The sequence below is a fragment of the Sphingobacterium sp. LRF_L2 genome (assembly GCF_965644235.1).
In the GTDB taxonomy this organism is placed as follows: Bacteria; Bacteroidota; Bacteroidia; order Sphingobacteriales; family Sphingobacteriaceae; genus Sphingobacterium.
Genome location: NZ_CBFFRI010000005.1, coordinates 167872 through 191611, shown reverse-complemented (window position 1 = coordinate 191611; position 23740 = coordinate 167872). Strand labels below are relative to the sequence as shown.

Genomic DNA, 23740 nt, shown 5'->3' with positions numbered 1-23740 from the left:
AATGGTATTAAAACAAGCTTATTTTATCGATACTTTATTATACGAAATCCGATAAGGTAGGTAGAAGAAGTAACCAACGATTGTATTTTGGCCGCTGAGCGTGCATAAATCAAACCATTATTAAAATTCCCACCGCGTGCAAAGCGGTTAGTTGATGTAGCATCCGGAATGGATGGATCTACAACAGCTGTTTCCATTGTCATTGCAGTGGACGGATAGGAACCATTGCTAAGACACCATTCCGCTACATTGCCATAGGTATCGTACAATCCCCATCTATTGGGTTTCAAGGTACCAACAGCGGCACTTTTGAGCCCCGTCCCTTGCAGGTTAGTCCATGCATAACTGTTGATTTGGGCAGGGTCATCGCCAAAAAACCAGCGATCTTCCGAACCTGCACGGCAGGCGTACTCCCATTGCGCTTCCGTCGGTAACGCCCCTCCTGCCCAGGCTGCATAAGCTTTGGCTCCCTCAAAAAATACAACGGCCATAGGCACATTTTCACTACCTGGCAATGCTTTCCATGTTCCATCTATGTAATGAGGCTGACTTACTAGATCTTCAAATACGGAAAAAGCGAGTACCATATTTCCATCGAGAGGGACATGTACAGAAAGTCCCCCTCCAACAATATTCATCGCATTTAGAAAATCAGCATACTCGGCAACGGTAACCTCATACCTGCCCATATAGAAGCCTTTGGTCAATTTTACCCAATGCCGTGGCTTTTCATTCGCATCTGCATATGGATCAGTATCTGGGCTACCCATTTGAAAAGTGCCTGCAGGAATCCATACCGCTCGCCAGAGATTTTGGAGTTGAGGCACGTCTATCCGATGTGAGGTGCCCCCTAAAAGTTGTAAAGAACTCTTCTGCTGCTGTATATAGGATTGACCCGATTGACTCAGAAATAAGCTCCGCTTCCCACCTTCAAGCATCTGAGCGGGCAAAAGCGCGCGATAGGTAAACTTCGTTTCATAATCGGTATCATCGGGCTGCTCCACGCGATACATACGTACACTACCCTGCTGCCCTGATAGCGGGGTGAAAGTGCCGCTCGCTAGCGCCAAATGCCCATCACAAATAACATTCGTAAGGTTAACGACCATATCCATATCTGGACTAGAGGCTTTCGACGTTCCTGCTTCAAGCTCTACCTGTACCAGACTTAACAGATGTTTAAAATCAAGCTGCACCGTAGCGCCCAAGTTGATGGCTTCGGTTTTTGCAAACATCAGGTCACTCTGTTGAAAATCAGACCATATAGTTTGATCTTTCTTGACCGAGAAACTGATTGAAGCAGGATCTGTCAGCTCCGCACGATAAGGATAATAAGCGTAAAAATCAAAACTGGTACCTTCCGGCCAATTGACGGCACCCGTCCATTTAGTACCATTAAAAGACAATTTGGCATTAGCGATCAGGCTATTTCCAGCAGTTAATGGTTGCCCCGCTGGCACAACAAAGATGCCTATCGTATCGCCAACGCTAAAACTTGTGGTAAAATCGCTCGCAGACACTGGGGGAGTTAATGCCATATTACCGTTCGATTTAGTGGACTGCAAAGTGGCTTTTGTCACAATTTTTTGCGTATCATCAAGAGTCATGTCATTGATGATTCCAATATGAAACTGTATATTTCCATCCTCCGGACCATCAGCCAGAGCTAAATCTAATTTCTCCTGACAGGACATCAGCATAAAACAACACAGAAACAATGGAAACGAATATTTTCTACTTAAAACTGATATGAGGTTACTAGACATAATTCTGTTTTAGGATGTATAAATTAGGGATTAATAACAATGCGAAAACCTAGCATGTTACTGAAATAAGAAGCTTCTCTAAATGAACGGTAGGCAGCTCTCGTATGAGTTTCTCTAAAATCCGTCATATCATAGCTTCCTCCTCGAAACGCATGATTCGCTTCTGCCTCATTAGCTGGTCCGGGACCCAATAGCGCATCTGCCTCATTTTGTGCAGCAGACGGGTAATCACCCGCAGAAAAACAATATTCAGCCACCAATCCATGCATATCATATAGCCCCCAAGGATTAGGCAACTTACTTCCTACGTCAAACTGTGAACTACCTTGGTTATACCAAGCATAACTGGCCAACTGATTCTCATCATCACCAAAAGACCATCGCGTTGCTGTCCCCGAACGACAGGCATATTCCCATTGTGCCTCGGTAGGCAAGGTCCCTCCAGCCCATTTCGCATAAGCCAAAGCCCCGTCAAACGTAAGTAACATCATAGGATAATGTTCAAAACCAGCCGGGGGAACCCATTTCGTACCATTGTAGCGAGGTACATTATACTGATTATTAGCGACAAATCCCCTGACCCAATTCCCATTGAGCGGCACATTAGCAATATACCCGCTGGAAGGTATGGTTACATTGCTCGCATTAATAAAATCACAGTAATCTTGAATTGTAACCAGATATTTGCTCATGTAAAATCCTTTTTCAAAACGTACCCAGTGTTGTGGCTTTTCATTGGCACTGGCATCGGTATCGGTATTGGGGCTTCCCATCAGAAAACTACCTTCGGGTATCCACACCAGGTCAGCAGCAACCGGCTCGGTCTCCGTAACCTGACCTATTATTTGCCAATCGGTAATAGTTGTACGTTGCACTTCTATCTCATTACTCTTAACGGTAATGGTATAATTATATTCCTTTCCCTGCTCAAATGCATCAGTTACCGGAAAAGTATAATTCATCTGTTGGCCACCAAGCTGAATAATCAACACCCGACCACTGGTTCCGCTATGAGGCAGCAGGATAGCCGTGCGATTAATCCCCACATTCACAGTACTCGATGCTTGCACATTGGCCAAGGCTCCTGTCGCCAAATTGAAGGTTGCTTCGGTCGAAAAACCTTCCAGAGAAATCTGCGCTGATGAAAGCGCCTCAGGTGAGACAGCCGAACCAGCGGTTAAGCTAAAGTTGATCTTGGAAAGCATATGCTTAAAATTGAGATCAACTCCCTCTTTACGTTTTGCTATTCCGATGTTATTATTGGCATAAAGTAAATCTATGGCCTTTACATCATGTTGATCCAGAAGATCCAACAAAAGTGTATTGCCATTCACTTGGCCATACGGAGCGTAAGCCACGAGATCAACCGCCCCTGTATTCGGATAATAAATCGGCTGACCCGATAAGATAAAATCTGCCCCAGCAGCACTATACGTATATTTACGGTTATACTCAAGTGCCGTAGAAAGATCACTTTGACCACTTGTCATCATAAATAACCCCAACTCATCAGCATCTACCCAAACATTAGAATTATTGATACCGATATTGGCAACTTGAGCCGATATTTTTAATGCAACGTCACTCATTTCCATCGGCAGATCATCCTGTTGCTTACAGCCTGACAAGCTAAATACCCCAAGCAAAAAATATACTATTTTATACATCCTCTTCATATTTCCAAGCCATTTTCTACCAAGCATTCCCTATTTCCTGTTCAGATTTCCAATCCTTTATAGCTCCTTGAAAACCTGCTTCAGTATGTGTCTCAAAACTGCCCGAAAGAGAAAAAGGTATCTGTTTATTTTGATTAAATCCTTGAAGATTCGCTGTCACATCGGCCGATATAGCTAAATCTGCTGGCTTACCATCCTCGAAAGCAACCGTCCCAGTCAGCTCTTGTTTTCCGCTTAAGAGGCCCAATATCCGTACCTGTGCAGACCATGTACCATTCGCTTGTTTGACAAATTCCAAAGGCACGGCCATCGGGTCTCCAGTAGGAAGATTCGCTGCAAAATCCCAGCGTCCCGCTACGCCTCTTAGTACGGCATTTACTTTGGAAATCCGGTCTTCGCTCCCCCCTTCTGGAGTCAGAATGATTGTTAACTGACGCACCTGTTGTTCCATATCAAGGTTAACAGTCTGCTGGAGGTTATCTTTAAACTGAACCTGAGTTGCCGCAGTAAAGATCCACTCCGGGGCTCCCAACAGCATGCCGTTCTTTTGCTCAATGCTAATTTCAGTACCACTTACCGCATATGCTGGAGGTTGGTTATACACAACGATTGGATACTCACCTGAATAAAGACTTGGAAGCGTGTTGATTACCCCCTGAAAAGTCAGTTTATATCCACCAATCCCAACAAAGTACTGACCTGGAATAGAAACTCCGGCAGTACGTTCACTCCAGTTCAACGCCAAAATAATTTGTCCCTTATCAACCAGATCAACACGTGTGCAGGAACATAAAATTATTGAGAAGAATCCCATGCAACCCAATATGAACCTTATTCTGAACGAACAAATCGAGGTACTGTATTTTTCTATTATCATCTTCATGGTTAATTTAACTTTCTGGACAGTCGGATTGACAGATTTGTCGGTCCCCAATAATGATCGTCGGTTTTCATTTTGGTACGGTATAAGATATCACCAACCTGTTCATAGCGTTCCTGCTCCGTGAATCGGAGATATCCAATCGTCAATCCTATATCGATCAACAAATGACCTGCTGCAACATATTGTTTACCAAAAGAAATTCCGCCCCCCATAAAACGGCCTTGTTGTCGAGAAAAATTGTGCTCGCCCATATTATACTGCAAGCCCAGATAAGTACTTCTTTGTGATCCAATATAATACCTGATCTCGGGAGCAACATTCCATAGCCTCCAATAGTGATCATTACCTTTACGTTTAAAATTCCAAGGCGCAAAACTTCCATCTAGCAACACAGCAAATTGTTGTCTGGACCTATATTCAATACCGATATTTGGCAATGCTAAAAACCAATATGGAATGTTGGTTCTTAAATTCAGTTCATAAAAAGAGGTATCAACATCCTGAGATTTTTCTTTTACCTGAGCTTGAACAGGAGTTAGCAGTATTATTCCAAAAAGGGCAGCAAGTTGTTTAATTTTATCAAACATAATTTAAATACATATGTACCTATGCAAATTCAAAACTAAAACAAACTGCTCTTATTGGTTATCATTTAGGGGTGGACAGAAAGTGGACAATTCGCCTTTTAATAACACAAAACACTGACCACAAACCAATTAACACAAAATTTGGTTTTTAAGCATAATTACATTTAAATTATGGGCATCTCTTGAACATATTTCATTGATATGCTTATTTACAGTTATTTCGATAATTTCTGATCACAGCAAATTCTTGTGGGTACAAATTTCATCTCTACGCTTAGATCTTGTCTTTTTAAGCCTTTTTCGAATTTTCGATCTATTTTTTCTTTTTTTATTACCAGAACTTGCGTGATTTACGACTTTGCAAAAAATGTAACCTTGTAACTCCTCCATCACTTCGCAGCCTATACCTGCCAACTAAAAAACCCTCCTCGATGAGGAAGGTTTTGGTTATGATTAAACTTCGTAACTTATTTCTTACTTGTTTCTAACTCGGCTCGGACGGACTGCACAAATTCTAGAGAAACTTCGGCAAAGTCTGCAATAGCCTCGCTTGACCAATGATGTTTAATAATCAATTTTCTTATAACTTCATATTTAGTTTTTTCAATTCCTTTTTCAAGCCCTTGTTCAATTCCTTGTTGAAGCCCTTGTTCTAGACCTTGCTGGAGCCCTTGCTGGAGCCCTTGCTCCAGTCCGCGTTGAAGTCCTTCCTGGGCCTGCCGAAGGGCAGCACGCTCTGCTGTGATGCGGATACTTTCTGCGTCACGTTTATCTTTTAAACTCCATTCATATGCTCTCATATCATCTACTGTTAGATTTGAAACTGCTCCTAACTCAAAGATAAGTCTAAACACGCGCTTATCCAAGAACTTAGGCATTTCGTTCAACGCATTCATGTGCTTAAATAAATAAAGCCACATATCCATCGTGCTTTTTACCTCAGCACCTTTTTTGTTAAAATTGGGTAGGCACAACAGTTTGTAACCTAATTTATCGTAAAAGATCTCTTTACTATCTTTATCGCACAAAAGCACGTCATTATAATATTTATCAGGAAGGCTTCCCTGCAAAGAAAAATCTAAAATACCGATCAGATAAACCTCTGGTAGCTCATAACTATTTCCCCGAGGTCCTCTTGGCACTAAGCTGTGGATAAGACGGGAGCTGTAGTAAACCATGCGATCTTTGATAAACTCCTGCGCCAGTTGCTGCATCTCGATGATAAAATGGCTGTTATCCTCGCTCGTGCAGTACAGGTCAAAAATAACCTTACGTCCATCCTCCCGCTCCGCCTGTCGTTCAGTAGCGCGGTAGTCCAGATCCTTGATTACCTTTTCTCCATCGAAGAGGCTGTTCAGAAAGGAAATCAGGTTCTGCTTACCCTGTTCAGGACCAAAATAAAGCTTCCAGCCAAAATCAGTACATATATCTACGTACTTCCCTAAAAGATTGTTTTGTGTTTTCATTTGAGCATAATTATCACCGCTATACCTGTACATCAAAATAAGAGCAGACAATAAACGGATCGTTGTTATAAATGGTCGTCAAGAATAAACGTTCTACTTGCCCATAAGAACAGGAGAACGTCATCAGACTTTACAATTGATTTTCAAAACCAAAGATCAGAAATAAAAATACAAAAAGCTAATATTATTAGTTTTTAATTACTTTTTTAGATAAAGTTGTGCCCCTCAAGCCGGGGCGAGGCTCATCCTTTTTTTCCCAAAAAAAGGATGCAAACCGACCGAAGGGAGCTCATGAATACAAAAAAACAAACACGAATTCATAAAAAATCGTCGCTAGAAACCTTTACAGGATAAGTATGTGCTAAGGCAAAATTCTACATATTGCAAAGGTTACCTTCGGTGAGCTCGCAAGCTCGGTTTCAAGGCGACATTGAATGTTAAAGATTTGTAGTGCAATTATTCATCCTTTATAACTTCACGACTTTACGAATCAACGACTTTACGACTTTACATCTTCACAACAAATGTAACTTTGTAACTTCCGCATCACTTTGTAAACAATATGAATCAAAAACTTTACGCATTCTCAAATTTACCGCCCATAATTTCTCACTTTCAAAATAATTAATATTTTTGCTAAGTTAACACATATATAAATATACAATGAGAAAACTAAAAATTATCACTGGTATCCTCTCGCTTCTTATTACATTTCGCACAAATGGACAAGAATCTCAAAATCAAACCACTACCACTCCATCTGACAGTACAAAAAATTGGTCAATTAAAGGCGAAAATACGTTCCTAATTAATCAGAGTTCATTTACAAATTGGTCAGCCGGAGGCTTAAATTCCTTCGCTGGTAATATAGTTTTGAATTATGATTTCAACTACGCAAAAGGAAAATGGAGCTGGGATAATAAAGTCATAGGAGCGTATGGTTTGACTTTTCAAAAAACGACTCAATGGCGAAAAAATGATGATAGAATTATTCTAAACAGTTTGCTAGGTTATAAGGCGGCTGAAAAGTGGCTCTATACCTTTTATGCTAATTTCAATACGCAATTTACGAATGGATACAGCTATGACGAAAGCACCAATGAAGTCGTCGACACCATTTCACGTTCTTTTGCTCCTGCTTATTTGAGCTTTGGTCCAGGTTTTGCATTCAAAGAATCCGACAATTTCCGAATTAATATATCGCCAGCTGCGGCACGATTTATTATCGTGGGAGACGAGGACCTTCGCACGAATTATGGTGTAGATGTCGACAAAGCCGCTCGCACCGAATTTGGAGCTTCACTCGATGCATACTACAAAGTAGAGCTTATGAAGAACATTTCCTTCGAGAACATTTTAAAACTATATTCCAATTACCTAGAAAAGCCTCAAAATGTGGATATCGACTACACGGGTAATCTATTTATGAAAGTAAATGACTATATAAGTTTAAATGCAGGTATTCAGCTCATTTATGATGACAATACAACAGTACCAAAATCGAATGGTAATTTGGGCAAAGGCTTACAAATACGGCAAATAGTTGGTGCCGGCATCACATACAAATTCTGATTTATAATAGAGACCTACGCTATTAGGTACTTGAATTTTTCTAAAAAATTCAAGTACCTAATAGAAAAGAAGAAAGAGAGGAGATACAACCTCCAACTCATTTCCTGTTTGGATTTATAATAAGGATTTAACAAAAGCTTTCAACAATATCTTCCACACCTGTCTTAACTGAAATCGGCACCATCTGCCTGATTCTTTTCATTGTACGTCCAATTTAAAAGTTAAAGCAACAACCAATAATTTTATTAACTTAGGAGAAGAAAACCTTTGCTATGAAAATAATACGAAGCCTTTATACGATAACCGGAATAGCTGTTTATCCTATTTATTATCTGACAACAGTCATTATCGTTTGTCTAAGTATATTTTTCGGATGTAGCGAAAAATCCAACCCCGTGGATCATCCAAAACTGGTCAATGCATGGATAAATGAAATTGATTCAAAATATATCGATATAGGCGTGCATAGGGCGATAAGCGAGTTTGATTCACTCATGAATACGCTACCAACAAGGGGAGTAGGTGATCAAGTTGAATATTACACCTTTATGCGAACCCTTTATCAGCGTGATTCCCTTTTAGCTCTTCAGGCAGAAGCTTATACAGACAGTATACTATCATTGCTGTCAGTACCTACCAACAAAGCAAATTATCCTCAAAAATATGCGATGATATGCCTTTTAAAAGGAGATGATCTTAAGGCAAAAGGTCGATACGATAAGGCCTACCGCATGTATTACGAGGGTAAACAAGTATTACAAACGTTAAATGATGCCTGTGAATACAGCCGATACACCGATCGAATCGGAAAAATTTATTTTGAAGAGCATAATTATCCCAAAGCTATATCGTATTGGAAGGAGGCTTACAAAGAAGTAAAAAACTGTCAAGATAGCACAAATTTCGAGCTGATGTTCATTAAACGACAAGGATATTTAAACGATATCGGCTTTTGTTATCAACAATTAGAAAATTTGGATAGTGCGGCATTTTATTATAACCTCGCACTGAAAGAAATCGATAAACAAGAATCTATTTTCCCGAAGAAAGCAGAATTTGTAGCTTATACCAAGCTAAATGTTTTGGGCAATTTGGCCGTAATTCTAGCCGCACAAGGACATTATACGTCCTCAGAAAAAATATTCAGAGCATGTACCCGTTATAGTGATCGGGTGGAATTTTCATTGTTAAGTTCCTTATTCGCTCGATTACAATTGAGCGATCTCTATATACAGTCGAGACAGCTAGAGAAAGCTTCAGCAGAACTAGACAGCATAAACAATTTTAGATACCAAATGAAAGACCCCGATTTAGATGTCTTATGGTACGAGGCGCAAGGGAAATGCCTTATCTTCCACAAAAAGTATAGGGAAGCCGCTGAAATGTTAACAGCATCAATCAACTTGCGAAAAAAAATGACAAAAGAGAAAATCACCAATGAAATGAGTAATATAGGTGAAATTTTCGGACAGCTAGAACAGGAGCACCAGAAGAAAATAGCAGACGAAAGAATGGTATGGATACATCGCGTAATATTCCTTATCATTTTATTAGCCATCTTTTTAGGTTGTCTGATCTATATGATTTGGTCGAACTATACGAGTGAGAAAAAAAGAACATCCAACCTACAAGCTTTAAATAATGAATTACATAGAAAGAACAGTGAATTAGCTTCTACGTTAAAGGCATTAGAATATGCACTATCGGAAAACAAACACGTGCTTCACTTGGTAAGCCATGATTTAAGAAACCCCATCGGAGCAATACATACCGGCGTACAGGTTTTGAAAAGAATAAACAGCCATTCCGCCCATGGAGAAAAAATATTAGACATGCTGCAAACCGCAACTCGCTCGGCACTGCACCTGATCTCTCAAATATTGCTGACACCTACCGAACGTGTGATACCAAAGCGAGAAGCTGTTGATTTTGCTAAGATGGTTGAGAATTGCATTGCCATCCTACAGCATAAGGCCAAAGAGAAAAACCAACAGATCTTACGCTCGATTCCCGAGGCCACGATCAAAGTTGATCACGAGCAAATTTGTCGTGTAATCACGAATTTACTTGCCAATTCCATCAAATTTTCCGCCCACAATACCATTATCAGCATAGAAGGTAAGATCTTAGACCGTTGTATACTTTTAACATGTAGGGATGAAGGCGTTGGCATTCCAGTTGATATCCAAAAAGAAATCTTTAAACCATTCGGAAACAGTAAAAGAGAAGGAACTAGCGGGGAACCTTCTATTGGACTAGGGTTATCGATCTGCAAACAAATTGTCGAGGCTCACCAAGGCAAGATATGGTTTGAAAGCAAAGAAAATAAAGGAACAACTTTTTACCTAGAAATTCCCTTTTAAAATAGGATTTACAAGAATCGAAAAAGCCACTTATATCCTTAATGTAAAGCAGACGATCAAAGCAACAGAGATCTGCTTTGCATGTTTTTACTCTCCATGTATGCTTCGTCAAATAAACGGTCAATATTTTCTTAAAAAAATAGAGAAAACCTCTTCAGAAAAGAAGATCTTCTCATTTAATAACGATGTACAAAACAAGATAACGTATACAAACTGCAAAAAATATAAATTTAAAAACAGTATCTCTTGAGTTTATTCGCACCTAAATTATTGAAACACACCACAAAAAAACGCTTGCAGAACCATTACTACGCCTATTTTATTTGGAATAATTCCAAATAAAATATAATTTAGTTCGAAATTTGAGCTATAAACGGCAGACATATATACTCTTATGTCATTAAACGAAAAACACATTCTCACACGGTTAGCAAAAGGTGATACTGATGCTTTTGCTAGACTATTCTGTATACATTGGAAAACCGTCTATCGACTGTGTTATAAGTATACGGGAAGCCATTTTGACGCCGAGGACATCAGCCAAGAAGTTTTTCAACGGATTTGGGAGAAGAGGAAGTTTCTAATGATTCAAACCACTTTTGAGAGATACATCATACGAGCAACTAAAAATAGTATCTTAAACCATTTTAGAGCGACCGAAACAAAGAAAAAATATGAGAAGGATGCAAACTGGTATACGAGCCAATATACGACAGTACTGGACGTAAGACACCTAAAACATGCGGAAAATAAATACCACGAACTTGTAGCGCTTTTACCGGCCCGTAGTCATGAAATATATCGGAGAAAGACAGAAAGCCATATTACGAACGATGCATTGGCGAAGGAAATGGGCCTCAGTATTAAAACAATAGAATATCATTTACATCGGGCGAACAAATTTATACGGGAGGGTATCAAAAAGAATCAAGAAAATTTTTAGTGTGCCTTAGGGTTTATACATCCGCAAGTGTCTAATTGAATATGAAGGAATAGACATGTTATGGAAAATAAAGGGATGACACCCGAACTACTAAAAAAATATGCCCAATCCCGATGTGACAGCGCAGAACGCCAACTTGTTGAAGCATGGCTCGCATCGGATGACGAGGGTCAAGAAAGTAAAGATCCGATCGAAGAATTGGATGAAGCTGCACTGGGCGCGCGACTTTTGAGTAATATTCTCCCCACTCCCCCCCCTCAAAAATCACGTAGACTATGGCTATGGCGCGCCGCTGCAGCTATACTTATTATTGTTTCTTTAGGCATTATTTTGCAGCGGTTAAAGCATGCTACGCCGACAGAAATAACATGGGCTACATTGCACGCAGCGCCAGGAAAGAAGCTCACGGTCAAACTTTCAGACGGAAGCCATGTCACATTAAATAGCAATAGTCGTATTTGGTACAGCCTATCCGAAAACCACCGCATTGCGATATTAGAAGGAGAAGCACTTTTTGATGTTGCAAAAGACACACTCAATCCATTCTATGTACACACTCGACATGGCAACATACGAGTTGTAGGAACTTCATTCACTGTCAGCACTTACCCTTATCAAAGCGCAACCAAAGTAGATGTGCGTTCTGGCAAGGTAGTCTGCACACCGAAATCGACAGAAAGTTATGTTGCCTTACAAAAAGGAGAATCCATCACATTCAACAGGCAATTGTTGGCGCAAAAGATATTGATACATGAAGAAGATATCGCGCTGTGGGCCTCTAACATTCTGGCATTTGACCACGAATCTTTACCAGAAGTATTCCGCAAGATTGAATCTTGGTTTAATGTGCAAATACATACAACCGCAAATATAGGCCCCGAAAAACGGGATTTTCGGTCGCATTTCAAAAACCCTTCCCTATCTGCTGTGATGGAGAGCCTCTGCTATAGTTTGAAATTGCAGTATCACATCGAAGGAAACACGGTTTATATCTATAAATAACCTATCATGTCAACTTATTTACTCTTATCAAACCACGACCCGCCTTGTACTAAACTAACATACTGCTTAAGAATCCGGCACCCCATCGCCAAACGTTGTGCCGGAAACATCATTAAAACCTATTCGTTATTAACGTTACACAAAAATATGCAAACTAAAATAAAACGCATTCGAATTACACTATTTCTCCTTGTATTATCCATTTATTTACCCTTGTATGGCTATAGTCAAAGTAGCATACTCAAAGAACGTGTAAGTCTAGAAGCGAACAATATGACCTTAGAACAGGTAATCCAACATCTTGAAAAAACGCTTAACATCAATTTTTCCTATTTTTCAGACCAAATTGACCTGCACAAAAAAGTCGATGTTAAGCTTTCCAACACGCCTTTGGACATCGTTCTACGAGATGTCTTATCCCTTACATCAGAAAGCTACCAAGTTGACGGACGGCATATCAGCATACGCCTACAAGGTACCGCATCTCTTCAAGGATATATCACCACACAAGATGGGATACCCGCAGCTTACAGTACGGTAGCCATTGCCTCTGGAAAATCGACGATGGCTGATAAAGATGGACACTATATGATAAAAGACATCACTGCGGGCGAACATGTGTTGCACGTGAAGCTCTTAGGCGCCGATCTCGAGCGTCAGAAGATCACCCTAAAAGAAGGCAAAAACAGACAAGACTTTGTCTTCTCCGTTTCCTCTCAACATCTTTCCGAGGTTGTTGTAGTTGGCAATAAATACCAGGTCAGTGCTAAAAAGCAAAGTGAAGATGTCGCCAGAATAAACTTACCCTATATCCAAAACCCGCAGGTATATAGCGTTGTAGACAAAGAATTAATTAAAGAGCAGTTGGCCGTATCCCTAGATGAAGCATTTCGCAATGTTCCAGGCGCGGCACCTTCAAAAACCGGAGCAGGCATGCCTGCCTTCTTCTCCCGCGGGTTCCAGACTTCGGAGAATTTCAGAAATGGTATGGCGACATACCTGCGAACAGGTATAGATCTGGCAAACGTTGAACGCGTCGAAGCCATTAAAGGGCCTAGTTCTACTTTTTTTGGTGCTCAGATGACGTCCTTTGGTGGCATAATCAATTATATCACAAAGAAACCCCATGAGGATTTTACGGGGGAAGTCTCCTACAGCTCTGGGAGCTGGAATTTTAACAGAATTACTGCCGACCTGAATACAGCATTAGACAAGCAAAAAGACGTACTTTTCCGAATCAATGTAGCCCATCAGCGAGAAAATACTTTCCAATATCAAGGAGGGAACAATTCGGTTCTCCTCGCGCCTAGCCTGAGCTATAAAGTAAATGACCGCTTAACATTATCGCTCGATGCAGATTATGCCACACAGCGCGGCATAACACCGGGAGGCTGGTTTATTTCCAGCAGTTTAAACGAAAAAAGTTTTAAAGAGCTCAACCTATCCTATAGAGAATCTCTCAATGACAATTCGCTAACCAGCGATCAGCAGTCCACAAACATCCTTTTTCAAGCCAACTATAAAATAGCAGACCGATGGCTATCCGAAACGAAATATGCATGGGGAAATGGGGCGTATGATGATCTTTATATTTTCGATTTCATCTGGCGCACGACAGATTCCGTAGACAGGATATTAAGAAGCTTTACAAACGAGAACACCGCCCGCCATAATTTACAACAAAACTTCAAGGGTGATTTTAAAATAGGATCATCTCGTCATCAACTTGTAGCGGGCATCGATTGGGTACAGAATTTTCGCTACACAAGATATGATGGATTAGGTTACGGAGCAAAAGTATTTGAATCTGTAGATCTCACTCAGCTTTCAGCAGCGCCCGTTATTCGCATAGAAGAGGTTCAACAAATCTTATCGACACGCAATACGGGATACAATCAGACCACGCAAAAGACCTTTGGAACTTATGTTTCCGATGTAATTTCCCTTGCCGACAGGGTTCATATTTCCTTAGGAATACGATTTGATCGGTTTATCAATGACGGAACTTACAATACACTAAGTAGATCTACTACCGGCGACTACACGCAAAACACCCTATCGCCAAGGTTAGGATTTTCGTTTGAACTCCTTCCAGAAAAGCTTTCTCTTTTCGGTAATTACATAAATGGGTTTAAGAATATCGGAAACCAAATACAACCCGATCAAAGCATATCCGTTTTCAAAGCACAACGAGCGAACCAAATGGAAGGGGGAACAAAAATTGCTTTTGGAAAACTATTAAATGCGACATTGACCTATTACAATATCGAGGTTTCTAACAGTGTCATGAACCGTCTGGTAGATAATATGAATTTTTATTTCCAAGAGGGTGAACAAAAAAGTGAAGGATTCGAAGCAGAGTTATCGAGCAACCCTTTGCCAGGACTCAATATCCTTAGCAGTTACGGATACAATCACAACAAGTTTCTAAAAGCGAACGCCAGTATAGAAGGGAAACGCGCCTTAGGTACACCAGAGCACGTTGTCAACCTTTGGGCAACTTACGCCTTATTAAAAGGTGATATGAAGGGGTTAGGGTTAGGTGCAGGGTACACGTATGTCTCCGACGCTTACCTGGATGCCTCCAACAAATTTATATTAGATGGATATAATCTAGTAGACGCCACATTGTATTACAATCATCCTAAGTTTCGCATCAGTCTAAAAGGCAATAATCTATTGGATGTTCAGTATTGGGTGAGCGATGGTTATTACGCACGTCCACAGCGCCCAGCTAATTTTCTTGCAAGCCTGACCTATAGATTTTAAATAATTATCGAGTGCGTATCCTAGATACGTCCAATTATCGCGCCTTTGAACATACCTATCATTGGCGCGATTTGTTTGCACGTGCGAACTCCATGTCAAGGATCCCAGCTAATGTCTAAACTTCCGTTTGATATGGTAGTATCGAAATAAAAACTGGTCGTACCAAAGTGCAAATAACAACAATGCTGCAGGAAAGAACAAAATCTTAAGCTGTAGCGACCCATAAAAAAGAGCTCCACACAGACCTCCTATGAAAAAGCAGGAAATAATTGCCAGCTTTAGAAAGATACTGTGGGAAAGGCTTTTCCTTTCGCCTTCTTTTACAAAAAACAATTGAGAAAGTTCTATTCCAAGATCCGTAAAAAGCCCTGTCAGATGCGTAGTTCGGACTACGGATTTTGATATTCTACTCACTAGCGCGTTCTGAAGTCCCATTGCGAACAATAGCGATAACGAAAATCCCAATGCTGATGTTATCGGCCCCTTGTAAACAAAACCGTACGCTATAGCCCACCATAGGAGTATAAGTATTTCTACAGACATAGGCACAGAATAGCTCAAGGTATACTTATACTGCCGCTTACGTATGATTTCAGAAAGCATTCCAGAAAAAAAAGCGCCAAGTAAAAAAGCTAACACATACAGTATATAGATTACTGCTTTAGTATAATTCTCTAAGAACAAAACCTCTGCAAAAAAAGCGAAATGGCCCGTTACATTTGTGGTCAATGTGCCTATAGACAACACTCCCGCAATATTGACCATACCGGCTACACTTGAAAGAAGAATTGCAATCTTTAGATTATGTGAATAGTTTCGTCCTTTGCCCGTATGTTTGAACATATGTCAGCGATCTATAGGATATATTTAGACCTAACTGTTTTTATCCTATTTTTTAGTCGCAGCTAATTCACTTCGAATAGTTTGCACATACGCTAAAGACACCTCTGCGAATTCTGCAATATCTTCGTACGACCAATCGCCTCGATGGATAAGCTTTTTTACAACTTCATATTTCATTTCCTCAAGGCCCTCTTCTCTTCCTTCCTCTCGACCTTGTTCAAGTCCCTGTTGGATTCCTTGTTGGATTCCTTGTTCAAGTCCTTGTTCAAGCCCCTGTTGCAGTCCTTTCTCAAGGCCCTCTTCTAGGCGTTTCTTCTGTTCTTCTTCCTGGTATTGCCGAACAGCTTCCTGATCCCACTTTCGCTTTAAACTTACGTCGTACATCGTGCGTTCCTCCTGGTTTAATTCACAATATTCCGCTATCTCAAACAGCTTCTCAAATATAGATTTACGCAAAAACAAGGGCAACTTTTCTAAGGTCGATAGATTCCGTAAAACGTACAACCAACGATCCAGATCACTCTCCAGCTCCTGCTCTGCTTTTACAAAGTTACGTAACTGCACGTAAATAAAACCCAGATCTTCGTAAAAAACTTTCCCTGTAACCCTGTTGCACAGACAGATATCATGCAGAACATCGTCGGCTTCATCTGCCTCCGGCAAGACAAAACCGTCCATCAGGACAATGACATAGACTTCCGTGATTTCGTAATTCCAGGCTTTGCGGTTCCCTTTGGGGGCTTGGTCTGCGATGATCTTACTCCCATAGTACAGCATCCGACGTTTCAGGTTGGCCTGGGCCGTACGCTGTACTTCAATGACAAATTTTGTTCTTAACGGATTTACTTTACAAGGCCTACACAGTCGGATACAAGGCCGTTTAAATAGGTAATCGATTTGCAAAAGCTCATCTACTTTCTAAATTACCTTTTTATCAAAGCTTTTTGCACTACTCAGATATTTCTTTGTTCATCACCATATATTAAGTTTCTTTTTCCAAGTACACTTATAAGTATACAAGGAAGAAAAGTTTGCTAAGAAAAATTATTTATCAATTTTCAGGTTTCAAATCATCTCCATTCAAAAAATCTCAATAAAAAAGAACCTGGGATTTATCGATTCTGGCTATTTGTAAAAATTTATGATCCATCTTATGATCAGCAAGGCTGGAAAAGCATAGGTCAAGTTGTTTTATTAAAATACCTCAAAAGAGTCTACCACTGACTTCCTTTGGCTTGTAAAATGACCCATTCGCCGCTCGCATTAATGTAGCCCTTAGTGATATTTTGATTTTTACCAATCTCAGCATAGGCCAATCCAGAAACAGGATCAAAGAAGCCAAGCTGGGTGAATATGGGTAACACAACAGTATTAGAGATAAGGTTAACAAAGCCTATTCCGTCCTTACCGGCGAAATATATCTTGGGATTTTCCTCGCCCACAACGCTAAACAAATGCTGCCTAAATTTTCCCTTATCTCTACCTCTATCAAAGGAAGCTGCTATTGGAGCAATATTTTCAGAAAGCCCATATCGGGCGAAAAAATCTTTACGGTTGATAATACGGAAATCTGTGTCCATAAAATAATGCCCTGCGTAGGTAAGTCCATAGTTCTGAAAGGGAGGGAAGTTATACAGACGTTGCTCTCTCAACGTAAAACTACGAACCACCTCCCCTTTCTTATTCACGAATGCATAAGCCAGCTGATCATCTTTGCTCGGGTAGTCTTTCGGGTAAACGATGGCAAAGCCCTTAGAAAAATGTGTAGGTTGTTTAGAAAAGTTTACTGGGATAGCTATCTCACCCTTCATATCGATAAAACCGTATTTTAGTATACCAAACTGATCCCGTAGCCCTACCACCGCCATTCCATCCGAAAAAGGCATTGCATCATCAAAAACAATATCTGTAAGCTTTGTGCCATTCAAAAAAACGTAACCTTTTTTACCCGCACGGCTAACTATCCCAATCCCATCGTGAATTGCAGTCAATTCAGAGGGAGAATGGACAAAAAGTTTACCTTCCCGATCCTGGTAATAATACGTATTATACCTATTTCCCTGTTGATCTACTTGGTCGTTGAGGCTTTTTTTGCTGACCAAATAATTTCTTTCCAACGTTAGTGCAAAAGTAGCATTAGGAGGAACAGGGCTTTTAATCGTAATTGCCTGCGCATTCAGGTAATTATCATAGCCAGTTTGTGCACTTGCACGATACTTAAAAAAGCCCGTTCCAGCAACCTCATGGTTGTGGTAAACATACGTATTATCAGGATTAGCCATGCCCGAATTCACGTTCCACGCTTCGACGAATCCATACGTATTAAATGGAACTATTGTATTACCATCCTTATCTATCATAGCTGTGGCATTTCCTTTTCGAACAATTGCTTTACCATCGTTGAAGTCGTTCATATAATCTACGTCAATGTAAATCAGGTTTTCAGCATTCGTTCCTCCTTTGAGATGTCGCACAGTTTGCGAGGTTGGCACCGCCGCCTTACTGTCCGTATCTTTCTTTTTTCCGAAAATGCTCTTAAGCTGGTCTACCGATTCCTTGATCGTCTGCGTTTTCTGCGGTATCTGTGCTTTCGAGGGCAATACCACCAGTACGACAAATACTAGCAGGATATATAATTTTATTGTATTCATAACGATTATGAAATAAAGCTTTACATAAAGATATCCACTACAATTTTGCACGATAGACAAAAAATTCGCCGTCGGTAATGACCAAGGTTTCTGTTTCGTTGCCGTTTTTGTAGAGCACGCCGGAAAAAGTGCCCTTGAGACTGGAATCCTTGATTTCCGACAAATTCAGCACAGCCACATCTTGAGAAGAAAGGTTATAATTATTCGCAAGCCACATCTCCCCGTTAGCGTCGAAGAGGCCAAAAACAAACGATTCCACCACAACACCAACCTCGGCGGAGCTACCGTATATCACACCGCTCTGTATTTGTTCTGTGGATGTCAAATCTATAGACAGTGTCTCGCGTTGGCCATTGTAAGCAATATTTTGGGTGGCACTAATACGGCTAAGCTGCTTGCCATTGACTGAAAAATCAATGTAATTCCAAAACGAGGCGGAAGCAGTATTCACAAAAGAAGAATAATCTTTCTGCGTACCGTTCAACTTATAACGGAAGTAGTATTCGGAAGTTTCTTCCACTTCCGCGTCTTTATTTCCCGAACAGCTAAGCAGAAAAAATGGAATAAGAAAATATAGAAAGAAGCTTTTACTTTTCATATGTAAATAATTATTTATAAGTGTTAGATTTCATTGGAATAAATGATCTCGTTTCACTCGATTTGCAATCATTGACATTTCATAACATGCAGATGTGGGTGAAACATTATTTTCATCTAAAATAAGCTCTTTACCTAATATTCAGAAGCTAGATTTACTGCACGTGACCGATATAGTAATAACCGTTGGATTTTGCTAATAATCCGTCGCGCATCTTCATGACAACGCCCGCAGAAGCTTTTTTCCAGTCTCTTAAATCGCTTTGGATATCTACATAAATTTAGTTAGATTTGAGTAGCCAGGATTTATTACACCATGCTTCGTTTTTTTTTACTATCTACCACCTTGATCTTTTCGTTATTCTGCGTAGCTCAGGAACTCAATGATAAAATCGATTCCGTTGGCAAACTCTTGATAAAACATACAGGAAAAGATAGTATCCGGCTGCACCTTTTGCAAGAACTCTCCTATTTTTATTATTCCATCGATCCGTCGAAAGGCTTAGCTTTTGCAGAAGAAGCAATACAGCTAGCCTCTCATTTACGGAATAATACAGGTTTAGCTATTTCGTACAGTCGAAAAGGGATCAATCATTGGGCCAAAGGAGAAGACTCTTTAGCCATGGATGCCTCCAATCGATCTTTAGCATTATATAAAGCGATGGGCAACTTGTCGAGTTACGCCAAAGGACTGAATAATCGAGCACTGAACCATTACAATCAGGGAAACTACATCGCGGCCATCCGGGACCATGAAGAAGCCTTATCAATCTTTACGGCTCGAAAAGACAATAACGGTGTACTGCACTGTCACGTGAATATGGGGGTTGTTTTTTTGGCACTGGACGACTACCCAAGAGCACTCGCATCTTTTCTATCTGCACTTCGAATAAACGATCCCTCTCTTGATCAGCAAGCTCACATCAACAGCAACATTGGGCTTGTATACAAAAACATGAAAGAGTATCACAAGGCCTATGGCTATCAGAGTCAGGCGTTGAAGCTTTATAGGCAAACAGGAAATAAACAAGGGATAGCCAATGTTCTTGGCAATATAGCAACGCTACACAATCTGAGCGGCCAACATCAAAAAGCGATAACAAGTTACCAAGAGGCACTGACGATCAATCGGGAGATAGGCAATTTAAGGCTTATTGCATCAGACCTCACCAATCTAGGTATTGTTTATAAGTTAGCTGGACAGCTTGATGAAGGCATGAAATATCTCCACCAAGCGGTAGAGGTTTATGCAAAGACAAACGATCAGAGTGGCTACGCAGAGGCCTTACTTTTCCTTTCAGAAAGCTATACCCGAGCGCATAAAGAGAAAATAATTATGCAGTTGAAGGCATTAGATATAGCCGTTAGAAACGGCTTCATTAGACGCCAAAGTGAGGCCTTAGAAGCGTTGAGTCGCAGCTATGAAGAAAAAGGAGAATTCCAAAAAGCATTACAATTGTACCGAGAGCATGCTGTTCTTCAAGACAGTATCCTAGGGGAACAAAAAGGGAAGGCCGTGCTAAGACAGCAACTTGAATTTGATTTTGAAAAAAAAGAAGCTCAAATACAAGCAGAAGTCTTAAGACAGAAAGACATACGGAATTCCATCTTTATCTGTAGCAGCCTTCTACTAGCGTCTCTATTACTTGTCTCCTTTTTTTATAAACGTAATCGCGATGCCGATAGCAGGAAGAAACATGCAGAACATGAATCAAAAGTAGCTGAGACCGAACTCAAGGCGTTACGGGCCCAGATGAATCCACATTTTATATTCAATTCATTGAATGCGATATACGACTCACTCTGCAAAGACGATGTAATAAATGCCCGCAAATACTTGCCAAAGTTTGCGAAGCTTATGCGACAGACGCTAACGCATTCCAGCCAAAAGGAAATATTACTTGCCGAAGATATAGCGTTTATTACGCTTTATCTCGAGCTAGAGCAGATGCGCCTACACCATACCTTCACCTACCAGATAACTGTAGAAGAGGGCATACAAGCGGAGAAGGTACTAGTTCCCCCCATGCTTATGCAGCCCCTGATTGAAAATAGCATCTGGCACGGTCTACGTCAACATCAGCCTGGACACATCGCTATACATATCTCACGCGAAGAACATCTACTCTGCATGTGTATTGAAGACAATGGTGTCGGCATGCCATCATCCTATCAAGAGCAATCAACTACACCGAGCAACAATTCCTTCGGCCTTCACATTACAAGAGAACGTCTATCACTGTTGGACAAACAAAAAGGCTCTTTAGGCCTAGGCGAGTTGCGCATCAAGAATAATCCCGGAGGCCAAGGGGTCATTGCCGAGATTCGTCTACTATTTAAACCTCTTGCTATAAGAACAGTCGTGCCGCTTTCCAGATCACGTGAGGTTTCCTCATAACTACACCACAGGAACAAAAAAAACAGTAACATGATAACAGGAATAATTGTAGATGACGAGAAACATAGTGGAGAAGTTCTCTTTCGATTGCTAAAACCCTATTCGAAAAGGCTCTTGATTAGAGCGATCATTAACAATGCAGAAACTGCAATAGAATACATCCAGCAAAACGCGCCTGATGTCGTCTTTTTAGATGTACAGCTTAACAACGATATGACAGCATTCGATCTGCTACGGGCTGTCCGACCGGTCAATTTTCACGTGATATTCATTACAGCATTTCATGCCTATGCCGTACAGGCCTTTCGGTTTAATGCTATTGACTATCTAATGAAACCGATAGATGAAGACGATTTGGCAGAAAGCATCAAACGTTTATTTGACAAAACTAAGAGGAAAGAACGTACAAGTACAAATCCTGAACTAAACAACCTACTTGATCAGCAGCATTATATCAATAAGCAGCACAAAATCAGCATCCCTACATTGGAGGGCTTTATATTTATACCAGTTGGTAACATTGTACGCTGTCAATCTGACACGAACTATACTATTGTGTTTATAGCAGATCGACGCACATATACTGTATCGAAGACTTTAAAGTACTTCGAAGATCTTTTAAGCCCCTTTGGTTTTTTCAGGATCCACAACAGTCATCTCGTCAATATGGATTATATAGAAACATATAGAAAAGGAAAAGGGGGTTCTATCACCCTTTCAGACAAGACAGAAATAGAAGTATCCGCTCGGCGCAAAGAAGAATTCATCAAAGCTATAAAATCTCACACCTGAGTTTTGGCCATCCACTAAAATTGATACCCTACGGACAAGGCTGTCCGGACACCCGTCCATCCACCATTTGCTTTAATGAAGACTCCGTCTTCGTTTACTATTTTCTCTTCAATCAAGCTAAAGTCGCCTAGATCATCTAATTGCTCGCGCAGATACTGTTGTTCTTCTGGATTCAATTTTCTCTCGGCTCGCCCCGTCAAGTCTCCTTTCGCCGATCCATAACCAACCGCAGCCACGCGCCAATCTAAACGAATATTTTCCCAAATTTTAAACTGAAAACCTACACCCACGCCAGCAGTCAGGATAGAAAGATCGCCTCGGGTATCCACATTGTCTATCGTATTATATTCCAGCTCTGATAAGTCCAAACTTATCTTAAAAGGAAAGCTAAGGTCGTACTGCGCATATTTAACGTACGGCGCTATATAGAACCCGCGCATGAGACCTCTTTGCATTGGATAGAACCTGCCTTCGATAGCCCCCGAAAATGCACCTTCCTTTGCCTTTTTTAAGGCCGTGTAAAGATCCTCATTCCCTGAAGCCATCCATTCACCCCAAACAGTGAAGAAGGGCACCGTTAAATTAGAAGGGCGATAACTAAGCATGGCACCCAGTGAAAATTTTTGGGCAATCGCTCGTTCATATTCAAAGGCAAAAGTTCCTGTCGTTAAGGGGAGAAGGTTAAGTTTAGCGATATTCTTCTGCACGTTAAGATCTCCCGCTTTATACACTTGAGCATAGCTCGTTCCAAATAGGACAGACACCGTTATGGAAAATAGAGATATTATTATTTTTTTCATATTTTGCCCTTTTATTTCGTATCCATTTCGTACTTTACACCAAAAGAACAGCCTAATGCGGAAAGAAGTTCATAAGCTGTCGCGACATTTGCACTTTTTCAATTGACACAAGATATTTAGACATTGCGTTTTGGTTCGAAACCAGCCGCCGTTGTCTACGTTATGTATCCCGAAGGATACATTCCAGGTATCTCTCTTGAAATTTATTAGTTTTAGATATAAATGCTTCAAGTACAGCGATGAGACTTGAACACCAAGTACCACGGTGTAAGAACACCTCAAAAGGACACATGATATCATAAGATGATCTGTATCGGTTGAACGTTACAATCATACCGAGTATATAATGATATAGTTGAACCTAACGAGAACTCAAATATACATACCCTATCAAACCTGCTCGGTATTTTCCACATCAAACCAATACAAAACCTGTGGCGCATCGCCTAAGCCATAATAGCCATTTAAACGTACTCCTTTGTAGCCTCCCGAGGTGAGAAGTTCAATTTCACTTGTGGACAGTTGACGCATATCAGCCATCGTATCTTTTTCGATGTACTTTTGACTTGACTCCAATAACGCCATCATAAGATCCTTAGTATTAAAACCGTTTTAAAAATATTGATTCTTTA

Annotated in this window: 18 protein-coding genes; 7 read left to right on the top strand and 11 right to left on the bottom strand. The window is 40.5% G+C overall.

Going from position 1 to position 23740, the window contains the following annotated elements; translation table 11 throughout:
- Positions 1 to 23: 23 nt before the first annotated feature.
- The 5 genes from ACSZOX_RS12225 to ACSZOX_RS12205 all read right to left on the bottom strand — a co-directional run bounded on the left by ACSZOX_RS12225 (position 24) and on the right by ACSZOX_RS12205 (position 6378).
- Complete coding sequence (locus ACSZOX_RS12225) at positions 24 to 1766, bottom strand: SUMF1/EgtB/PvdO family nonheme iron enzyme (protein ID WP_437920266.1); 1743 nt, start codon at positions 1764 to 1766, stop codon at positions 24 to 26.
- 23 nt (positions 1767 to 1789) lie between these two features.
- Positions 1790 to 3433 carry a fimbrillin family protein gene (locus ACSZOX_RS12220; RefSeq protein WP_437920265.1) on the bottom strand — a complete coding sequence of 548 codons (1644 nt, stop codon included), beginning with the start codon at positions 3431 to 3433 and terminating at the stop codon, positions 1790 to 1792.
- A 25-nt stretch (positions 3434 to 3458) separates the two neighbouring features.
- Entirely contained in the window at positions 3459 to 4325 is an 867-nt protein-coding gene (locus tag ACSZOX_RS12215; protein WP_437920264.1) for a FimB/Mfa2 family fimbrial subunit, read from the bottom strand.
- 2 nt (positions 4326 to 4327) lie between these two features.
- Positions 4328 to 4912, bottom strand: a complete 585-nt coding sequence (locus tag ACSZOX_RS12210; RefSeq protein ID WP_437920263.1) for a DUF3575 domain-containing protein — start codon at positions 4910 to 4912, stop codon at positions 4328 to 4330.
- Between the two features lie 467 nt (positions 4913 to 5379).
- Positions 5380 to 6378, bottom strand: a complete 999-nt coding sequence (locus ACSZOX_RS12205) for an Rpn family recombination-promoting nuclease/putative transposase (RefSeq protein ID WP_437920262.1) — start codon at positions 6376 to 6378, stop codon at positions 5380 to 5382.
- Between the two features lie 663 nt (positions 6379 to 7041).
- Between ACSZOX_RS12205 and ACSZOX_RS12200 the strand changes: the two genes are divergently transcribed.
- The 5 genes from ACSZOX_RS12200 (at position 7042) to ACSZOX_RS12180 (ending at position 15027) form a co-directional block, all read left to right on the top strand.
- Positions 7042 to 7950, top strand: coding sequence for a DUF3078 domain-containing protein (locus ACSZOX_RS12200; protein ID WP_437920261.1), 909 nt, complete (start codon positions 7042 to 7044; stop codon positions 7948 to 7950).
- A gap of 272 nt (positions 7951 to 8222) precedes the next feature.
- The gene (locus ACSZOX_RS12195) at positions 8223 to 10313 is read left to right on the top strand and encodes a tetratricopeptide repeat-containing sensor histidine kinase (protein ID WP_437920260.1); all 2091 of its coding nucleotides are present in this window, start codon (positions 8223 to 8225) and stop codon (positions 10311 to 10313) included.
- Between the two features lie 394 nt (positions 10314 to 10707).
- The gene (locus ACSZOX_RS12190) at positions 10708 to 11256 is read left to right on the top strand and encodes an RNA polymerase sigma factor (RefSeq protein ID WP_437920258.1); all 549 of its coding nucleotides are present in this window, start codon (positions 10708 to 10710) and stop codon (positions 11254 to 11256) included.
- A 60-nt stretch (positions 11257 to 11316) separates the two neighbouring features.
- Positions 11317 to 12258, top strand: a complete 942-nt coding sequence (locus ACSZOX_RS12185) for a FecR family protein (protein WP_437920257.1) — start codon at positions 11317 to 11319, stop codon at positions 12256 to 12258.
- A gap of 147 nt (positions 12259 to 12405) precedes the next feature.
- Positions 12406 to 15027: a TonB-dependent siderophore receptor gene (locus ACSZOX_RS12180; RefSeq protein ID WP_437920256.1), complete on the top strand. Its 2622-nt coding sequence runs from the start codon at positions 12406 to 12408 to the stop codon at positions 15025 to 15027.
- 108 nt (positions 15028 to 15135) lie between these two features.
- Here the strand turns inward: ACSZOX_RS12180 and ACSZOX_RS12175 are convergent, their stop codons facing one another.
- The 4 genes from ACSZOX_RS12175 to ACSZOX_RS12160 form a co-directional block, all read right to left on the bottom strand.
- Positions 15136 to 15870, bottom strand: coding sequence for a YoaK family protein (locus ACSZOX_RS12175; protein WP_437920255.1), 735 nt, complete (start codon positions 15868 to 15870; stop codon positions 15136 to 15138).
- 45 nt (positions 15871 to 15915) lie between these two features.
- On the bottom strand, positions 15916 to 16773 hold the full coding sequence (locus ACSZOX_RS12170; RefSeq protein WP_437920254.1) for a PD-(D/E)XK nuclease family transposase: 858 nt from the start codon (positions 16771 to 16773) through the stop codon (positions 15916 to 15918).
- A 311-nt stretch (positions 16774 to 17084) separates the two neighbouring features.
- Complete coding sequence (locus ACSZOX_RS12165) at positions 17085 to 18521, bottom strand: WG repeat-containing protein (protein WP_437920253.1); 1437 nt, start codon at positions 18519 to 18521, stop codon at positions 17085 to 17087.
- Positions 18522 to 18558: 37 nt separating this feature from the next.
- Positions 18559 to 19119 carry a hypothetical protein gene (locus ACSZOX_RS12160; protein WP_437920252.1) on the bottom strand — a complete coding sequence of 187 codons (561 nt, stop codon included), beginning with the start codon at positions 19117 to 19119 and terminating at the stop codon, positions 18559 to 18561.
- Between the two features lie 315 nt (positions 19120 to 19434).
- On the opposite strand from ACSZOX_RS12160, the gene ACSZOX_RS12155 reads away from it, so the two are divergent.
- The gene (locus ACSZOX_RS12155; RefSeq protein WP_437920251.1) at positions 19435 to 21516 is read left to right on the top strand and encodes a tetratricopeptide repeat protein; all 2082 of its coding nucleotides are present in this window, start codon (positions 19435 to 19437) and stop codon (positions 21514 to 21516) included.
- A 30-nt stretch (positions 21517 to 21546) separates the two neighbouring features.
- The gene (locus ACSZOX_RS12150; protein ID WP_437920250.1) at positions 21547 to 22308 is read left to right on the top strand and encodes a LytR/AlgR family response regulator transcription factor; all 762 of its coding nucleotides are present in this window, start codon (positions 21547 to 21549) and stop codon (positions 22306 to 22308) included.
- A gap of 14 nt (positions 22309 to 22322) precedes the next feature.
- Here ACSZOX_RS12150 and ACSZOX_RS12145 read toward each other — a convergent pair whose 3' ends face one another.
- Positions 22323 to 23108: a DUF3575 domain-containing protein gene (locus ACSZOX_RS12145; RefSeq protein WP_437920249.1), complete on the bottom strand. Its 786-nt coding sequence runs from the start codon at positions 23106 to 23108 to the stop codon at positions 22323 to 22325.
- Between the two features lie 390 nt (positions 23109 to 23498).
- The gene (locus ACSZOX_RS12140; protein WP_437920248.1) at positions 23499 to 23696 is read right to left on the bottom strand and encodes a hypothetical protein; all 198 of its coding nucleotides are present in this window, start codon (positions 23694 to 23696) and stop codon (positions 23499 to 23501) included.
- Between the last annotated feature and the right edge of the window lie 44 nt (positions 23697 to 23740).